This window comes from Sphingomonas sp. STIS6.2, assembly GCF_000732685.2.
Classification (GTDB): Bacteria; Pseudomonadota; Alphaproteobacteria; order Sphingomonadales; family Sphingomonadaceae; genus Sphingomonas; species Sphingomonas aerolata.
Map to the genome: position 1 here is coordinate 431,554 of NZ_JPDP02000159.1, position 17,672 is coordinate 449,225.

12 protein-coding genes and 1 pseudogene are annotated in these 17,672 nt (G+C 67.0%); 6 read left to right on the forward strand and 7 right to left on the reverse strand.

Translation table 11 applies throughout. The features are described from left to right. The 3 genes from sphst_RS20965 to sphst_RS16825 all read left to right on the forward strand — a co-directional run. The coding region (locus sphst_RS20965; protein ID WP_199849009.1) for a winged helix-turn-helix domain-containing protein at nucleotides 1–252 on the forward strand (252 nt) is incomplete at its 5' end. Further along, on the forward strand, nucleotides 249–1,622 hold the full coding sequence (locus sphst_RS16820; RefSeq protein ID WP_107045857.1) for an ATP-binding protein: 1,374 nt from the start codon (nucleotides 249–251) through the stop codon (nucleotides 1,620–1,622). The genes sphst_RS20965 and sphst_RS16820, both read left to right, overlap by 4 nt. A gap of 26 nt (nucleotides 1,623–1,648) precedes the next feature. Then, nucleotides 1,649–2,365 (forward strand): hypothetical protein, encoded by a 717-nt coding sequence (locus sphst_RS16825; RefSeq protein ID WP_159043690.1) that lies wholly within the window; start codon nucleotides 1,649–1,651, stop codon nucleotides 2,363–2,365. Nucleotides 2,366–2,374: 9 nt separating this feature from the next. On the opposite strand, the gene sphst_RS16830 is transcribed toward sphst_RS16825, so the two are convergent. From sphst_RS16830 to sphst_RS16840, 4 genes are all read right to left on the reverse strand, one after another. Beyond that, nucleotides 2,375–2,872, reverse strand: a complete 498-nt coding sequence (locus sphst_RS16830; RefSeq protein WP_159043691.1) for a Spy/CpxP family protein refolding chaperone — start codon at nucleotides 2,870–2,872, stop codon at nucleotides 2,375–2,377. A gap of 22 nt (nucleotides 2,873–2,894) precedes the next feature. Continuing rightward, complete coding sequence (locus tag sphst_RS20760; protein WP_156363361.1) at nucleotides 2,895–3,071, reverse strand: hypothetical protein; 177 nt, start codon at nucleotides 3,069–3,071, stop codon at nucleotides 2,895–2,897. 152 nt (nucleotides 3,072–3,223) lie between these two features. Then, nucleotides 3,224–6,046, reverse strand: a complete 2,823-nt coding sequence (locus tag sphst_RS16835; protein ID WP_031394509.1) for a TonB-dependent receptor — start codon at nucleotides 6,044–6,046, stop codon at nucleotides 3,224–3,226. Between the two features lie 389 nt (nucleotides 6,047–6,435). After that, on the reverse strand, nucleotides 6,436–6,762 hold the full coding sequence (locus sphst_RS16840; protein ID WP_031394510.1) for a hypothetical protein: 327 nt from the start codon (nucleotides 6,760–6,762) through the stop codon (nucleotides 6,436–6,438). 225 nt (nucleotides 6,763–6,987) lie between these two features. On the opposite strand from sphst_RS16840, the gene bamA reads away from it, so the two are divergent. Next, on the forward strand, nucleotides 6,988–9,591 hold the full coding sequence (gene bamA, locus sphst_RS16845) for an outer membrane protein assembly factor BamA (protein ID WP_199849010.1): 2,604 nt from the start codon (nucleotides 6,988–6,990) through the stop codon (nucleotides 9,589–9,591). Between the two features lie 206 nt (nucleotides 9,592–9,797). Then, on the forward strand, nucleotides 9,798–10,634 hold the full coding sequence (locus sphst_RS16850; RefSeq protein ID WP_031394512.1) for a glycoside hydrolase family 16 protein: 837 nt from the start codon (nucleotides 9,798–9,800) through the stop codon (nucleotides 10,632–10,634). A gap of 12 nt (nucleotides 10,635–10,646) precedes the next feature. Here sphst_RS16850 and sphst_RS21585 read toward each other — a convergent pair whose 3' ends face one another. The 3 genes and pseudogenes from sphst_RS21585 to sphst_RS16860 form a co-directional block, all read right to left on the reverse strand. Further along, on the reverse strand, nucleotides 10,647–11,390 hold the full coding sequence (locus sphst_RS21585; RefSeq protein ID WP_325049508.1) for an MFS transporter: 744 nt from the start codon (nucleotides 11,388–11,390) through the stop codon (nucleotides 10,647–10,649). Continuing rightward, nucleotides 11,373–11,900: pseudogene (locus sphst_RS21590) on the reverse strand (MFS transporter); the annotation flags it as partial. The gene sphst_RS21585 and the pseudogene sphst_RS21590, both read right to left, overlap by 18 nt. Nucleotides 11,901–11,988: 88 nt before the next feature. Further along, complete coding sequence (locus sphst_RS16860) at nucleotides 11,989–14,301, reverse strand: beta-glucosidase (RefSeq protein WP_442800407.1); 2,313 nt, start codon at nucleotides 14,299–14,301, stop codon at nucleotides 11,989–11,991. 204 nt (nucleotides 14,302–14,505) lie between these two features. On the opposite strand from sphst_RS16860, the gene sphst_RS16865 reads away from it, so the two are divergent. After that, nucleotides 14,506–17,562, forward strand: coding sequence for a TonB-dependent receptor (locus sphst_RS16865; protein ID WP_107045860.1), 3,057 nt, complete (start codon nucleotides 14,506–14,508; stop codon nucleotides 17,560–17,562). Nucleotides 17,563–17,672: the final 110 nt, after the last annotated feature.

Below are 17,672 nucleotides of genomic sequence, written 5' to 3' on the forward strand. Positions count from 1 at the left end.
GACGGCATGCTCGTCGACCTGACCGATGGCGAATTCGCGGTGCTGCGCGCCTTTGTCGAGCGTCCGCGCCGCGTGCTCGCGCGCGACGCGTTGCTGGAGGCGGCGCGGGGCCCGGATACCGACGCGTTCGACCGGGCAATCGACGTCCAGGTCAGCCGGCTGCGGCGCAAGGTGCGTTCGCGTGGGGACGAGATCATCCGGACGATCCGCAACGAGGGCTATTTCTTCGTTCCCCGCGTGATCCGGCTGTGACAACGCCGCCACGCACGGCCGGCGCGACACCCGTCAGCAGGGTCGGGCATCCACGACGCTGGCCGCTGTTCCTGCGGATATTCGCGTTCATCCTGTTCACCGTCCTGCTCGTCCAGCTGCTCAATTTTGCCGCCGTCCTTCTGGTCCCGCCGCCGACGCCGGTGGTCTATTCGACCAGCCGGATCGCCTCGGTCGTGCGCGCCGGACGCGACCCGAGCGGGCTGCTGACGATCGCGGTCGCGACCGCCCCGCCGACCGAGCAGGGCGATGCGCGCGACCGCCATCTCGGCCGGGTGATCGCCGCCGATCTTGGCGTGCCGGCACGCGCGGTGATCGTCGAGGCGCGGCGCTATGGTCCGCCCTTGATGGCGGGCGCGTTTCGGCCGCCCATGCCGATGGGCATGCCCAAGATGCCGCCACAGTCGGTCGTCGACAACACGCTGTTCGGCGCGTTCGTCGTCTGGGTTCATGCCCCCGACGGCCAGTGGCGGACGATCCGCCCGGCGCGTCCGGCGTTCGGCTTGTGGCAGGCGCGGCTGATCCTGTGGTTCCTCGTCGCGATGGCGGTCGCGGCACCGGTCGCGCTGGTGCTGGCGCGGCGCATCGCCCGGCCCGTCGCGCTGTTCGCCGCCGCCGCCGACCGGCTCGGTCGCGACCCCCGCGCCGATCCGATCCCGCTGACCGGACCGCCCGAGATCATGGAGGCCGCGACCGCCTTCAACGTCATGCAGGAACGGCTCAATCGCTATGTCGAGGATCGCACGACGCTGATCGCCGCGGTCGCGCATGACCTGCGCACGCCGCTGATGCGTCTCGCGCTCCGGCTCGAAAAGGCGCCGGACGAGATCCGCGAGGCGAGCGAGGAGGATATCCAGGAGATGAGCCAGCGGATCGGCGCGGCGATGGCGTTCGTTCGCGACATGACCCGGCATGTCCGCCGCCAGCGGCTCGACCTGCGCTCGCTGGCGGAAAGCATCACCGACGATTATGCCGACCGCGGCGAGCAGGTGGTGCTGTCGCCCGGTCCGTCGCTCGCGATCGACGGCGATGCCCCCGCGCTCAAGGCGTTGCTGGTCAATCTGGTCGACAATGCCGTCAAATATGCCGGGCATGCCGAGGTCCAACTCTACCGCGACCGCGACACGGTGGTGATCGAGGTCGGCGATCGCGGTCCGGGCCTCTCCGCCGCCGATGCGTCGCATGCCTTCGAGCCGTTCTTCCGGGCGGAGCGATCGCGCAACCGCGACACGGGTGGCACCGGCCTCGGGCTCGCCAGCGTCCGCGCGGTGGCGCATGCGCATGGCGGCGCCGCGACGCTCGAAAATCGCCCCGAAGGCGGTCTGATCGTGCGCGTCATTCTGCCGGCATGATCCGGCGCAGAAACAGGAGAAGACCGATGTCGATGCGCGCATGGACGGTGATCGCCGGCGGGATGCTGGCCGCGCTGACCCCTGCCCCGAATGTCGCAGCGGTTGCGCAATCGAGTCCCGAGCCGGCGCGATCCCCCCGGTCTCGCCCGCAGCAAGGCCGCGGCCAGCTGTTCATCAGCCCGATGGGTGAGCCGTTCCGGTCGACCCAAAAGGCCGGCGCCGCGCAGACATTATGGTTCCAGGGTGCCGACCGCGACGGCGATGGCCGGATCACGCGCGCCGAGTTTCAGGCGGATGCGACCCGGGTCTTCGCGCATTTCGACCGCGGCCGCGATGGCGAGATCGATCCTGAGGATATCGCCTGGTACGAAAACATCCTCGTCCCCGAAATCCGCGTCCGCGGTGGAGGGCGTGGCGGATCGGGGGGACGTCCCGACACCGGGCCCGGCAAGCGTGGCAGCGCCGCCAGCCGCCGGACCAGCACCGCCGATGCGACCTTGCGGATCGGCGCGGGCCGCTTCGGTCTGTTCGACCTGCCCGAACCGGTGACGTCGGCGGATCTGGATTTCAACCGCGGCGTCGACCGGGCAGAGTTCGCCAAGGCCGCCGCCGACCGGTTCGCCGCGCTCGACCGCAATGGCGACGGCGCGATCCGCCGTCGCGAAGTGCCGCGCGCGGGCGGCGACACCTGGCGCAACGGCGACGACCAACTCGGGACTCCAACGCTGACGCCCGCGCGCTGACAGGCCGCATCAGCCGGGTGGCGGCCCGGCCCCCAACGGACCGCCCGGCCCACCCGGACCCGGGGGCGCATGGCGAAGCCGCATCAGCGCCTCGAACCCCGCGCGCTGCGGCGTATCGAGACTGTCGTAGAAGCTGCGTGCTGCGATCAAGCGCGACCGGTCATGCGCTGCGTGCGCGGTCGCCTGCGCTTCGAACCGTTCGAGATGGCGGGCGAAATCCTCGCCACCCGGCATCGACGGGCCCGGGCGCATGTTCGGTCCCTCCCCGCCGTCGCGCGGCGGCGGAGGCGGCCCCCGCTCAGACAGGAACGTAACGAGCGCACCACGCTGATCGGGCCGCAGATGCAGGAGCAACGCGATATCGTCAGCCTCGCGGGCCCGCATCGCATCGACATTTGCGGGCCCACGCTCCGGCCCGCGCGGGCGCTCCGCACTGGCAGTGCAAGTCGCGCCGAGCAGCAGCATCGCCACCAGCCAGCGTGACGACCGCGGTTTCTTCAAAATCATCGTCATCGTCCTTCCCCCGGTGTCAGCCGAGCATCCCGGATATGATCCAGCGCCGGCTCAGCGCGGATTTGGTGATCGTCGCCCCGCATCCACGGCAGGCGGCGCGCTGGATCGACGCGCCGGCTACATCGCGGTGCCGCGACCGGGGCAGATGACGCCCGACGCTGCAATCGGTGGTGCGCGGTGATGGCATCGGCATGGCTGGCTCCCCGGTTCATTCCGTCGGACCGGATATCGCAACACCGTTTGTCCCGAATATTTCCGCGAGCTGCCCCCCGGACGACAGACGCGAAAAAGCCCCGCCATCACGACGGATGGCGGGGCTTTTCGCAGTCTTACCGCTCGTTTCTCCTAGAACTTGACGTTCGTGCTGACGAAGAAGGCACGGCCATAGGGGTCGTAGGTCGACGGATAGGTGTTCGCCTGTTGTTGGTTGTCGCCCAAAATCGGCGGCTGCTTGTCGAACAGGTTGTTCACCCCCACCGACCAGGTGAAGCCGTCCTTGATCCGGAACGCCGCGGTTAGGTCGAAATAGTCATAGGCCTTGATCCGCTCGACCGCATAGGTCGTCGCGCTGTCGTCGTCCTTCACCGCCGACAGATGGCGATACAGCACCGATACCGTCATCGGCCCGGTCGAATAGGTCGCGCGCGTCGACAGCCGCCATTTCGCATAGGGATTGCCGCAGGTCTGACCGAACTTGCCTGCACAGTCGATCGTCAGGTCGGGGATCGCCGCCAGCGGGTTATAGTCGAACGCGATCAGCCGCGTGCCGCTGAAGCGCAGGTCGAGCCGGCTGGTGTCGCTGCCGAACGCGCCGAAGCCGAGCGGCAGGCCGTAGCGCGCCTCGAAATCGACCCCGCGCGTCGTCACGCCCCCCGTATTGGCCAGCGTGTTGGCCGCATCGGTGATCGCAAAGCTGTTCGCGTCGCGCGGCAACGACCCGCAATAGCTCGCGTCATAGGGCGTGTAGCCATTGTCCGCGTCGCCGAAACAGGCGCGGATCAGGTTCGTGGTGCCGACCGTCGAGATATAGTTCGCGATCTTGATCTTGTAGTAATCCGCGGTGAACGAGAAGCCGGGCAGGAAGCGCGGCTGGAGCACGATGCCCGCGGTATAGGTGTCGGACGTCTCCTCGCGCAGCGCGGGGTTGCCGCCGTTCACCGTCTGGATCTGCGTGCTGCCGCCGTCATAGGCGGTGCCGATTATTGACGCCGCGACGCCGTTCGACAGGCAGCTCGCATTCAGATTGGTGTTCGTCAGCGCCACCGCGGTCGTGCACGGATCGGTCGCGGCGGGAAAGTCCTGCGACGCGCCGCTGAACAGGTCCGATACGGTCGGCGCGCGCACTGCCCTCGAATATTGGCCGCGCAGTGCGATGTCGTCGATCAGCGACCAGACCGCGCCACCCGAATAGGTGTTCACCGATTTCGCCGCGGTCGAATAATAGGAATAGCGATAGGCGCCGTTGACCTCGAGCTTCTTCACGAAGGGCAGATCCGCGAGCAGCGGCACCGCGACCTCGGTATAGACTTCCTTGACGTTATACCCGCCGCCCAGGCCTTCGCCCGCGTTGAAGCCGACCACGTCGCCCGACGACAGCGAGAAATCGGGATTGTAGCTGCCCTGTTCGCGGCGATATTCGGTCCCGAACACGATCCCCACCGGGCCCGCACCCAGATCAAACAGCTCGCGGTTCGAGATCGACGCGCTGGCGACCTGCTCGCTGATCGTGCTCGAATTCTGCACCGGAATGGTGATGAACGCGGCGGCCGCGTCGCTGATGTTGCCCGCCCCGAAGATGTTCAGCGGGACGCAGCCATTGCTCGTATCCGAACACACCAGATTGCCGCCGGTGTCATAGGTCGTCCGCAGTGCCTGGAGCACGCGGCTGCGTGAGACGTTCCCGGTCTGGCTCTCGATCGATTTGGTCCGCGAATAGCTGTAATAGGCGTCGTAGTTCCAGCCGCCGCCGACGTCTCCCTTCGCGCCCAGCACCGTGCGATAGGCGGTGTTGTCGAGGCTCGACACGCGATTGCCGACCTCGCTCAGCCGCCGGTAGATGGTCGAGGTGACAAAGCCGTCGCCATCCGTATCGAGCCCCTGGAGCAGCGCGCGCGAGCCTGCGGAGAGGAACGAGGAATCGGCGTCGAGCGACACCGACCCGGTGAACGGCGTCGGCGCGAGCTGGTTCTTCACGCGGTTGTTGATGAACTGGCCCTCGGCATAGACGGTCAGCGCATCGCTGACGTCGTAATGCGTCTGCGCGCTCATCAGGAACCGCTCCTGCGGGACCTGCAGATAGTTGGACGGCGCATAATTATAGGCGTCGGTCGCAGCGCTATAGGCGGAAAAGCTCCCATCGGGTTCGAACTTGCGGTTCACCCCGCCGATTGCGAACCGCGTGCCCTCGATCGAGCCCGAACCGCCTGCGATCAGGCCACCCTCGCCATCATCGACCTGCGCCTGTCGCGAATAGTCGCGCGCCGACTGGAGGATGCCGTTGCGCTTGGTATAATCGAAATAGACCGTCGCATTGCCGCGCCCGTCCTCGAAATTGCCCCCGAGCAGCAGGTTGCCGTTGAACGTGCCGCCATCGCCCGCTTCGTTGATGCGGTAGTTCGCGTTCACCTCCGCGCCGCTGAAATCCTTCTTCATGACGAAGTTGATCACGCCCGAGATCGCGTCGGAGCCATAGACCGCGGACCGGCCACCGCTGACGATGTCGACGCGTTCGATCAGCCCGGCGGGGATAGTGTTCAGATCGACGACCTGGTTCGAGTCATAGGCGACGTAGCGACGGTTATCGACGAGTACGAGCGTTCGCGTCGAACCCAGCCCGCGCAGATCCGCGGTCGCCACCCCGCCCCCGGGATTGTTCGACGCACCCGTCGTGCTCGGCACCAGCTGCGGCAGGTCCTTCAGGACATTCTCGACATTGGGCTGGCCCGACAGTGCGAAGTCCTGTGCGCTGACCACTGCGATCGGTGACGCCTGCTGCAACTGGAGCCCGCCCAGCCGCGATCCGGTGACGACGATCGTCTCGCCATCGGCCGGCGCGGCGTCGTCCGGCACCGCCTGCGTTGCCGGGTCGACGGCCTGCGCGACGGCCGGTGCGCTCAAGCCAAGCAGAAGCGTGGACGCCAGAAGGCGTTTGCGAAAGTCCAGACGCATGGTGATACTCCCTGAGCCGCAACACTTTGGGTTGCGCGGCATTTTTTGCGATGACGGATATGGTCCGTCCGGCAAAGCTGCAGGGATTTGACGGGGTCGACAACGGCTAAGTCGTCATCGAACCGTCATGCGTTCCACCTGTTGTTACGCAGCCACGGTTTGTGACAAACCGTGTCGCAAGCAAGACTGTATCGTGTCTTTGGTCGCAGCGCGGACATCAGCCACGCATCATGCCGCCGGTTGGCGGAACACGACGGTCACGCTTCGCACGGGCTGATCCACAGCTCGGCTCTGTACTCGAACGCCAAACCGCAGCGCTTCGATCGCCACGGTAAAGCCGGTGGCCGACGACCCGCGGATACCGGCTGGGGGCGGCACGGTCGCGCGGCTCATTGGAACGTCGACCCGGCGGCCATCGCCTTGCTCGGGCTCAGCCCCTGCTGCTCGAGGAACTGGTTCAGCGCCGCGACCAGATCCTGCGCGGCGCCGCTGGTCAGCGCGACCCGCCCGACGACGACCCGCTCGACCGATGGCGCGTCGCGCGTGTGATCGCACCGCGCGCTCTCCAGCGTCAGCACGATCACGCCCGACAGATTGGCGAGCCCGGCGAGCCCCGTGGCGAAGACTTCGGGCGCAAACGGATTGTCGACGAGCGGCGGCAGCGTCGGCGCGCTGATCGGCGCGGATGACGGGACGGATTTGATGGCGACACGCATGGCGATGGTCCTCGCAGGATGAACGGGCGAGCCGATTGGCCCGCACGGCGCTCTAGCCAGCGACCATGTCCCGAACATTTCCCGCCACTTGCTCCATGTGTCAGCCGAGCCCGGCGACCGCGCGGTCGCGCTCGTTGGTGACCCAGTGTTGCAGTCCGGCCGGCGCGCGCCATCCGCCGGAAACATCGCCCGCCCAGGCGCCCGGTCTCACCCGGAGACCTCCACATGATGTTCGAATTTGGCGCCAGTACGATGGCCCTGGCCTTGGCCGGCACGATCGGCGGCACGGCGGTCGCAGCGCCCGTCCAGCATGCGAAGCCCCCCGCCCCGACGCCACCAGCCGATCCCGCCGTCCGGACGATCCGAACCTTGCGCGTCGAAGGCGCGCAGCGGATCGAGCCCGAGACCGTGCTGAGCTATACCAAATTGCGCGCCGGCATTCCCTATACGGCGGAGACGCTCGATCAGGCGCTCAAGGACCTCCAGGCCAGCGACCTGTTCGCCGATTATTCGATTGCCGGGGTCGAGGACGGCAATATCGTGGTCCGCATCCGCGAAAACCCGATCATCAACCGCATCGTCGTCGAGGGCAACAAGGCGCTCAAGAGCGACAAGATCACCAAGGAGATCAGGCTCGCACCGCGGCAGATCTTCACGCGCAGCGCGGTGCGGCAGGATGTCGCGCGGATCGTCGAGCTTTATCGCCGGCAGGGCCGCTTCGCCGCGATGGTCGATCCCAAGATGGTCAGCCTCGACCAGAACCGCGTCGACATCGTCTTCGAGGTCAGCGAGGGCCCGAAATCGAAGGTCCGCCAGATCAACATCCTCGGCAACAGTGTGTTTTCGGACGCGCAGCTGCGCGGGCAGATGGCGACCAAACAGGCACGGCTCAGCCGCATGCTGTCGTCCGCAACCAGCTACGACCAGGATCGCCTGAGCTACGACCAGCAGAAGCTGCGGCAATTCTACCTGACGCAGGGCTATGCCGATTTCCGCGTCACGTCCGCGGTCGCCGAACTCACCCCCGACAAGAAGGACTTCATCATCACCTATGTGGTGGAGGAGGGCAAACGTTACACATTCGGTAACGTCACCGTCGACAGCCAGATCCGCGACTTCGACAGCAGCAAGCTCGCCGCGACGCTGCCGCTCAAGAAAGGCGCCTGGTACAACGCCAAGCAGGTGGAGGACGCGGTCGACAGCCTAAGCCAGACCGCAGGCCTGTTCGGCTACGCCTTCACCGAGGTCAATCCGGAGTTCCAGAAGGACGCCGACACGCTGACGATGGGGATCAACCTCAACATCGCCGAAGCCAAGCGAACCTATGTCGAACGCGTCGAGATCAACGGCAACACACAAACCAAGGACAAGGTCGTGCGGCGCGAGATCCGCCTGGCGGAGGGCGACGCGTTCAACAGCTTCCAGGTCAAACGCTCGGAGGACCGGATCAATTCGCTCGGCTATTTTCAGGACAAGACGGAGATCAAGCAGAAGCCCGGCTCCGCGCCCGATCGCGTCATCCTCGAGACCAACCTCGAGGAGAAATCGAGCGGCGAGCTTCAGCTCTCGGCCGGCTATTCCAGTCTGGAGAATTTCATCGCGTCCGCCACGATCACCCAGCGCAACTTCCGCGGCATGGGACAGGAGCTACGGGCCGGGGTCAGCTATTCGAGCTATTCGAAATCGGTCAATCTCGGCTTCACCGAACCCTATCTGTTCGACACCAACATCGCGCTGGGCGGCGACATATTCCGGCGGGATTACAGCTCGTACAGCACCACCGGCGACACCGACAGCACGACCTATGAACAGATCTCGACCGGGTTCCAGATCCGCGCGGCGGTGCCGCTGACCGAATATTGGTCGGCCACCGCACGCTACGGCCTGTCCTATGATCAGGTCACGCTCGACGCGGACACCTATTACACCAACGGCGTGTGCGATCCCGCGGTCGCCGGCCAGTATCTGTGCGACGCGGTCGGCAATCGCTGGACCTCGTCGATCGGCTATTCGCTGGTGTTCGACAGCACGAACAGCCGCACCCGCCCGTCCAAGGGCAGCAAATTCAGCGTCAGCCAGGATTTCGCCGGCCTCGGCGGCGACACGCGGTATCTCCGCAGCACCGCCAACTATTCGAAATATGTCGATCTCGGCTCGCGCTTCATCCTCACCGCGCATGCCGAGGGCGGCTATATCAGGGGGCTCGGGCAGCAGGTGCGACTGACCGACCGCTTCTATCTGGGCGACCCGCAGATGCGCGGCTTCGATATCCGCGGCGTTGGGCCGCGCGTGACGCGGACCTATTACGACACCAGCACGATCCCCGCGACGATCTCGACCGACAGCAGTTCGAATACGCAGACCGCGCTGGGCGGCACCGCCTATTACCAGGCCCGCCTCGAGGTCGAGCTCCCGCTGGGCTCGGGCGCGCGCGAACTCGGCCTGCGCCCCTCCATCTACATGGACGTCGGCGCGGTGTTCGGCGGCAGGACGCCGGCGCTGACCGACAGTTGCGCCGCCGCGAACGCGACCTCGATCGCGTGCGTCGCCGCGACGCGTCAATACACCGACAGCGCCGGCAACCTGCTCTACCTCGATTCCGCCGGTGCAAGCACCACGACCAACACCGGCACGCCCTACAGCTATTCGCTCGGCGCCTATCGCGAGACCTATACGGGCAATAGCGCCAGCCCGCGGCTGTCGATCGGCATCGGCGTCAACTGGGCCTCGCCATTCGGCCCGCTGCGGATCGATCTCGCCAAGGCGCTGCTCAAGGCGGATGGCGACGACAGCAAGCTGATCACCTTTAATATCGGCGGCCAGTTCTAGTGTGCACGGCCTCGCGCTGCGAAACGCCCTGCGCGCGGGGAAACCGCCCGGTTGAGCTTGCCGCGGGGCTGCCCTAGACCCGTCACGCCACCGGTTCGCGTCCGCACGTCGCGGCGACGATCCGGGGCGTAATGGAGAGCGTCGCGCATGTATCCTGACCCCGTCCCAAGTGGCTCGGCCGCGCAGTCCCCGACGGCGGTGACACGATGATCCTGCTGCTGCTGGCCGCGCAGGCCGCGACGCTCGGTGCGACCAATTACGGGCTCGACGCACCGATGCCGACACCCAAGACGACGCCCGCCTTTGCCGACGAATTCAACGGGCGAACGATCGATCGCCGCAAATGGCGGTTCGACACCTCGCGCAATGCCGAGGGCTGGGCCAATCACGAGCGTCAATATTATGCCAAGGACCGGCCCCGGAATGCACGGATCGAAAAGGGCTCGCTGATCATCGAGGCGCGTCGCGAGACGCTGTCCAAGGCACGCTTCGCCGACTGGGGCGGCCAGAGCTACAGCTCGGCGAAGCTCGTCTCGCGGGTGCCACGCGGCTATGGCTTCTACGAAGTCCGCGCGATGCTGCCCTGCGGTCGCGGCAGCTGGCCCGCGGTCTGGCTGCTGCCAAGCGGCGGACGCTGGCCCGACGAGGGCGAGATCGACATCGTCGAGCTGGTCGGATGGGACCCGAACGTCGTCCATGCGACGGTACACAGCGGCGCGTTCAACCACACCAAGGGCACGCAGCGCGGCGCGCAGAAGCGCGTGCCGACTGCCTGCACCCGCTATCATCGCTATCAGCTCGACTGGCGCGCCGATGTCATCACGATCGGCGTCGACGGCCGCGCGGTCATGCGCGTCGCCAATGACCAGCCCGGCGGCAAGGCGGCCTGGCCGTTCACCCGGCCCTACGACCTGATCCTCAACCTTGCGGTCGGCGGCGACTGGGGCGGGCAGAAGGGGATCGACGACACCGCCTTCCCGCAGCGCATGGCGGTCGACTATGTCCGCTACTGGCGCCCTGCCCCGAACCGGTCGCGCCGCTGATCGCCATCAGCCTCAGCGCCGCCCCCGCGCGGCGAGCAGGATCATCCCCCCGCCCAACGTCAGCACCGCGAGCACGATCAACACCGCATCGAAATCGCGCGGCGTCGCCAGCGCCCAGGTGATCACCGGCCCGAGCAGCCCGGGCAGGGTGTTGGCGAGGTTGAGCAGCCCGAGGTCCCGTCCCCGGTGCCGCGCGCTCGGCAACAGCTGCATCGCAAAGCCCGCGTGCAGCGCCAGGAAGACGGACGTTCCACCGGTATAGACGCAGAACGCCGCCGCACCGCTGGTGAAGTCGCGCGCCGCCATCATCGCGATCAGCCCCGCCGCCGCGACCAGCGCCGCCGCGAACAGGAACGGCTTGGTCCGCCCGGTCCGGTCGGCAAGCCGGCCGACGAGCACCGCGATCGGCAGCGGCACGCTATAGGCGACGATCATCACCGTCCCCATCCTTGCGGCGAGCACCGACTCCGGTACCGACGGCGCGACGGTTTCGAAATAATAGAGAAGATAGACGAACAGCGCGCTGCCCGCGATCTGCACGAGCAGCCGCGCGGTCCAGGCGAGCAGCAGATCGCGCCGCAGCATCGACCGCAACACCGGCGGCGGCGCCCCCCCCTGCCGCGTCCCGCGCACGATAACGAGCGGGAGTGTGCACGCAGCGACGGTGGCCGCGATCACCGCGAACCGCGCCGGCTCGCAGAACCGGCTCGCCCCGACCAGCGCGGCGGACAGCGTCGCCGCGACCGGATTGGCCATCGCCAGCAGGCCGCCCGCGACCCCCTTGCGGCCATCGGGCACCTCTTCGGCGATGATCGCCATCAGCGGCGCGATCACCGCGTTCAGCGCGACCTGGAACAGGATGATCCCCGCGACCAGCAACGCAGGGGTGGTCGCGGCGGCGAGCCCCGCATAGGACGCCATCGTCGCGACGACGCCCCCCGCCATGATCCCGCGGCGGCCTGCGCCCCGGCTCACCAACCGGTCGCCCAGCCAGCCAAAGCCGATATTCGCCACGCTCGCCGCGATCGCTCCCGCGATCACCGTCACCGTCAGCAGATCGAGCCGACCGTCGCCCGCCACCTGATCGACCTTGATCGGCAGCAGCAGCGTCAGCAGCGGCAGATAGCCGACGACCGCCCCCGCATAGGCAAGTGCGCAGACAAGGAGGAAAGCTGCCGGTCGCGGCGTGGGCGACGGTAACCGACTATGCGGGGGAGAGAAAACGGAACGCGGCACGATGGCGCCCTTGTGACCCGCTCGCCGCCGTCGGGCAACTCCCGAACCACCCCGCCGCCGCCGCCGCCCCCTCCGCCGCCGCCGCCGCCGCCGCCGCCGCGGCTGGTCTACGCCCCGGTCAGGGTTTCATCGTCATCGGCTCGAGCGTCGTCGTCAGCAGCTGCGACCGATCTGCGGCATCATGCGCCAGCGCGACGCGGTAGCGGCCCCCGGCAATCCGCCACCCCGGCAGCGCGGTGTCGTACTGCGCGACGACCCGCGGCTCCGCGGTCAGCGTCACACGCCGCGACTCGCCCGGTTTGAGCGTCAGCCGCGTGAACCCCGCAAGCCGCATCGGCGTCGCCGTCCCCGCCCCGGCCGTCCCCGCCCCGTCCGCCGCCGCCTGCGCAACATAGATCTGCGGGACGTCAGCACCCGCACGGCGCCCGGTATTGACGACGTCGAACGTCACGCTGAGCCGCCGGCCGCCGGTCACCACCGGGTTGCGATAGGCGAAGCTGGTGAAGCTCAGCCCGTGACCGAAGGCGAACAGCGGCCGCTGGCGCTGCTTCTCGTACCAGCGATAGCCGACGTCCGCGCCCTCGACATAGTCGACCGGAAAGCTTTCGAGCTGGATCGCGGCGGCGTTCGCCGGATTGGCGGCCGCCTGCGCCTCGACCGACGTCAGCCGGTCGAGGCCGACCGGTGCCGGGCGTGGCGCCTGGGTCGCGGCGGCGGGGAAGGTGATCGGCAGCCGGCCCGACGGCGACACCCGGCCGGTCAGGATGTTCGCGATCGCCTCGCCGCCACGCTGTCCCGGATACCAGGCCTGCAGCACCGCCGGCACCGCATCGATCCAGGGCATCAGCACCGGTCCGCCGGTTTCGAGCACCGCCACCGTCCGCGGCTGCGCCTTCGCCACCGCCGCGATCAGCGCGTCCTGATTGTCGGGCAGCGACAGCGTCGGCACGTCCTGCGCCTCGGTCGTCCACTGCGTCGCAAAGACGATCGCCATGTCCGCGTTACGGGCGGCGCGCGCCGCCGCATCTGTGTCCTTGCCGTCGACAAAGGTCACCACCGCACCCGGCAACGCCGCGGTGATCGCCCTGAGCGGCGACGAGGCATGATAGGTATAGCGCGCGAACGACATCGCCGCGCCCGATGTCAGCGGGATCTCGATCGGCGCGCCACCGACCGAGCGGACCTGGCTCGATCCCCCGCCCGACAGCACGCCGACGTCCGCTCGCCCGCCGATCAGCACGATGCGTTTGGGGGTACGCGCGATCGGCAGCATGTCGCGGTCGTTCTTGAGCAGCACGATCCCCGATTCCGCCGCCTCCTGCGCCACGGTGGCATGGCGGGCATAGGGGATCGGCGCCTCTGCGGCGGGCATCGGCGTGTCATAGGCGCCGGTTTCGATCAGGCCGGTCAGATAGCGGACGATCATGTCGTCGAGCCTTGCCTGCGATACGCTGCCGTCGGCCACCGCGGCCTTGAGCGGCGCACCGAAGTAGATCGCCTTGTCGAGCTCCTGTCCCGACTGCTGGTCGAGCCCCGCATTGGCCGCCTTCGCGGTCGAGTGCACCGCCCCCCAGTCGCTCATCACCCAGCCGCGATAGCCCCAGTCGCGCTTGAGCACGTCGGTCATCAGATGCTTGTTCTCGCACGCCCAGTCGCCATTGACCTTGTTGTACGCGCACATGACCGAGCCCGGCTTCCCGCGCTCGATCGCGATCTGGAACGCGAGCAGGTCGCTCATCCGCAGATCGGCCTCGCCGATCCGCGCGTCGACGACCATGCGACCGGTCTCCTGCGCATTGAGCGCGAGGTGCTTGACCGTCGAGACGATGTGGTTCGACTGGACCCCGGCGATATGCGCGCCGGCCATCGAGCCCGCCAGCAGCGGATCCTCGCCGAGATATTCGAAGTTGCGCCCGTTCCACGGATCGCGCGTCAGGTTGACGCCCCCTGCCAGCAGCACGTTGAACCGCTTGGCCCGCGCCTCCGCACCGATCATCGCACCGCCTGCGCGCGCGATTTCGGGGTCGAAGCTCGCCGCCGTGGCAAGCCCCGACGGCAGCGCGGTCGCCACGTCACCCTTGCGCTGTTCGACCTGATTGGCGACGCCGAGCGACGCATCGCTCTCGCGGACCAGCGGCACGCCCAGCCGCGCGATGCCGTCGATATGACCCGCCGACGGGATCAGCGTGTCCGTCGTCTTGCCCGCCGCCATCGGCGGGAACAGGCCGTGTGCCAGCTTGATCTTCTCGTCGATCGTCATCCGCGCGACGATCGCCTCGGCCCGCCGTCGCGCATCGGGTCCGGCGTCCTGCGTCGCCGTCGCTGGCGCCTTGGGCGGAGCCACCTTCGCAGACGTCTCGCGCGCCTCGACCATGGCGGCGATCCCCATCAGCGACACGCCCAGCATCAGCGCCCGATACCCCGTCGACATCCTCATTCCCTTCCGGTTTTCCGCCCCCCCCCTGCGGACTGCGACACGCGTCCGGCCGGGCTGTGGCACCATTGTCACTGTTCACAGCATATTTAGTGAACGTTCACAACCAGCAGCCCAAATCCTTGACACGAATCGCGAAAAGGGAAAGTGAACGTTCACACGGAAGGCGCACTCATAGCGTCGGCTACAGGGAGGATTACCATGCGTGGCTTCACGGCTCGCTCGCTTTCGCGTCTTGTCATCGGCACATCGGCACTGGCGCTCGCCGCCATTCCCGGCGTCGCTCTGGCGCAGGATGCCGCAGCCACGGTCGGCAATCCCGGCCCGTCCGACATCGATCCGCAGGCCGCACCAGCCACGCCCGCCGATCCGAACGCGGTCACCGACGACATCGTCGTGACCGGCATCCGCGCGTCGCTGCGCGAGGCGATCGACATCAAGCGCAACGGCCAGGGCGTGGTCGACGCAATCTCGTCCGAGGATATCGGCAAGTTCCCCGATACCAACCTCGCGGAATCGCTCCAGCGCATCACCGGCGTCTCGATCGATCGCTCGAACGGCGAAGGCTCGACCGTCACGGTCCGCGGCTTTGGTCCTGAGTACAACCTCGTCACGCTCAACGGGCGCCAGATGCCGACCTCGACGCTCGGCGACGGCGCCAGCGCGCCCGCCTCGCGCTCGTTCGACTTCGCCAACCTCGCCTCCGAAGGCGTCGCCGCGGTCGAGGTCTACAAGACCGGTCGCGCCGCGGTTCCGTCGGGTGGTATCGGCTCGTCGATCAACATCCGCACCCCGCGTCCGATCGACAAGCCCGGCACGCGCGGCAGCGTCGCGGTCAAGGGCGTGCTCGACAGCTCGCGCAACGGCAAGGATCCGATCACCCCCGAAGTGTCGGGCATCCTGTCCACCACCTTTGCCGACGACCGGATCGGCGTCCTGCTCAGCGGCGCGTATCAGCGGCGCAAGGCGAGCAACAATTCGGCGGGCGTCGGCTTCCGCGACGGCTTTCTCGGCGCGGAGAACAACTGGGGCACGCTCGCCCAGCCCGGCACGCCCGGCGGTGCCAACATCACCAACCGTCCCGGCCCGACCGACGTCTACGAAATCCCGCAAAGCGCCAATTACGATGTCGTCGACATCGATCGCGAGCGCATCAACGGCCAGCTCGTGCTGCAGGCCAAGCCGACCGACACGCTGACCGCCACGCTCGACTTCACCTATTCGAGCAACAAGGTCGAAGTCCGCAACAGCAGCGTCGGCATCTGGTTCAACTTCGGCGACACGCGCAGCGCCTGGACCGATGGTCCCGCGGCCGGACCCGTCTTCTATTCGGAGAATTTCGCGCCCGGCAAGGATCTGTCGTACAGCAGCTCGCTGACCGCGAACAAGTCCGAGAACAAGTCGCTCGGCGGCAACCTGACCTGGGAAGCGCCCGGCAACGTCACGATGTCGCTCGACGCGCATCATTCGACCGCGGTGTCGAAGCCGACCAACGATTACGGCAGCAGCACGTCGATCGGTGGCGCGATCTTCGGCGTCCAGTCGCAGACGATCAATTTCGAGAAGGACCTGCCGGTCATCTCGTACCAGATGTATCCCGGCATCGACCCGCTGAACGCGTCGCTGATCACGCCGACCGGCAACGCGTTCCGCAACGCCTATTTCAAGAACGAGATCAACCAGCTCCAGCTGAAGGGTCATTACGACCACGACGGCGATTTCCTGAGCAGCATCGACTGGGGCTTTTCCTATGTCGATAACAAGGTGCGCTCGGCTTACGGCTTCATCCAGAACGAGACCTGGGGCGGTGTCGACCCGCGCGGTGCGTCGTTCGGCGCGGCGGCCGTGCCCGACGATTTCTTCAACCTCACCAGCCTGCCCGACAAGTTCAAGGGCGTTGCCGGATCGAACGATCCCGCGCTGCCGCCGTCGATCTACACGTTCAATTTCGAGCAGATGGCCGAACTGCTGCGCTCGCAATATGCGATCTGCAGCGCACCGCAGACGGGTGTCGCGGCGGAAGGCACCTGCCTTGCCAATTACACCAACGATCGCCGCATCCGCGAACGCACGATCTCGCCCTATATTCAGTTCAACGGCAAGTTCGACATGTTCTCGATGCCGGCGCACCTCATCGGCGGCGTCCGCTATGACGAGACGCAGGTGAACTCGTCGGCGCTGGTGCCGATCCCGAACGGCACCCGCTGGACGGGCGCCAACGAATTCGCGCTCACCTACGGCGCCAATTCGTTCACCTCGCTGAAGGGCCGCTATCACAACTGGTTGCCCGCGGTCGATTTCGACATCGAACCGCTCCGCAACATCAAGCTGCGCGCGTCGTACAGCCACACGATCACGCGCGCCGATTACGGCAGCCTGCAGGGTGGCCTAAACATCGACTCGAACCCGCGCATCGGCGGCGGCACCGGCAGCCAGGGCAATCCGAACCTCGTCCCCTTCAAGTCGAAGAACATCGATCTGTCGGCGGAATGGTATTACGGCGCCGAAAGCTACATCTCGGTCGGCTATTTCAACAAGGACGTGAAGAACTTCATCGGCACGACCCAGGTCAACACGTCCGCGTTCAACCTGCGCAACCCGGGCTCGGGGCCCCGCTATCGTCAGGCGGTCGCAGCACTTGGAACGACGGACAATCTCCAGGTTCGCGACTACATTCTGCGCAACTTCCCCGCCTCGTCGCAGGTCACGGGCACCAGCGATTCCGGTCTGCTGAACGGCAACATCTTCGGTCTGCCCGAAGACGACCTGTTCAACTTCCAGCTGAGCCAGCCGTTCAACAGCGACCAGACCGCCAATATCGACGGGTGGGAATTCGCGCTGCAGCATCGTCTCTGGAACACCGGGCTCGGCGTCATCCTGAACTACACGATCGTCAACGGCGATGCGAAGTATGACAACACGCTCGATCCGAACATCGGCCAGTTTGCGCTGACCGGGCTCAGCGACAGCGCCAACGCGGTCGCCTATTACGACAAGAACGGCATCCAGGCGCGTGTCGCCTATAACTGGCGCGGTGAATTCTATGCCGGCGGCGCCTTCGACCCGCTCTATGTCGAATCCTATGGGCAGGTCGACGCCAGTGCGAGCTATCAGGTCACCACTGGGTTGGCGGTGTTCGGCGAGGTCATCAACCTCACCGGCCAGGGCCGTCGCGGTCACCGTCGCTCGGACAATTTCGCCACCTTCGCGCAACCGGGCTATGCCCGCTACGCAGCCGGCCTGCGGTTCAACTTCTGATCCGCGGCGCCGCCGGCCTACGGAACGACCACTCCCCCGCGGGGGGTGGTCTTTTCGGCGCCGTGGCGGCACAGAATGACAGTGTCGGACATGCAAACTGACGGGCTGGA

Excerpts from the sequence above, each read along its gene's own strand:
- sphst_RS16860 (WP_442800407.1), bottom strand. The coding sequence starts at position 14,301 with ATGTCGACGGGGTATCGGGCGCTGATGCTGGGCGTGTCGCTGATGGGG.
- sphst_RS16850 (WP_031394512.1), top strand. The coding sequence starts at position 9,798 with ATGATCCTGCTGCTGCTGGCCGCGCAGGCCGCGACGCTCGGTGCGACC.
- bamA (WP_199849010.1), top strand. The coding sequence starts at position 6,988 with ATGATGTTCGAATTTGGCGCCAGTACGATGGCCCTGGCCTTGGCCGGC.
- sphst_RS16835 (WP_031394509.1), bottom strand. The coding sequence starts at position 6,046 with ATGCGTCTGGACTTTCGCAAACGCCTTCTGGCGTCCACGCTTCTGCTT.
- sphst_RS16825 (WP_159043690.1), top strand. The coding sequence starts at position 1,649 with ATGTCGATGCGCGCATGGACGGTGATCGCCGGCGGGATGCTGGCCGCG.
- sphst_RS16830 (WP_159043691.1), bottom strand. The coding sequence starts at position 2,872 with ATGATTTTGAAGAAACCGCGGTCGTCACGCTGGCTGGTGGCGATGCTG.
- sphst_RS21585 (WP_325049508.1), bottom strand. The coding sequence starts at position 11,390 with ATGGCCAATCCGGTCGCGGCGACGCTGTCCGCCGCGCTGGTCGGGGCG.
- sphst_RS16865 (WP_107045860.1), top strand. The coding sequence starts at position 14,506 with ATGCGTGGCTTCACGGCTCGCTCGCTTTCGCGTCTTGTCATCGGCACA.
- sphst_RS20760 (WP_156363361.1), bottom strand. The coding sequence starts at position 3,071 with ATGCCGATGCCATCACCGCGCACCACCGATTGCAGCGTCGGGCGTCAT.
- sphst_RS16840 (WP_031394510.1), bottom strand. The coding sequence starts at position 6,762 with ATGCGTGTCGCCATCAAATCCGTCCCGTCATCCGCGCCGATCAGCGCG.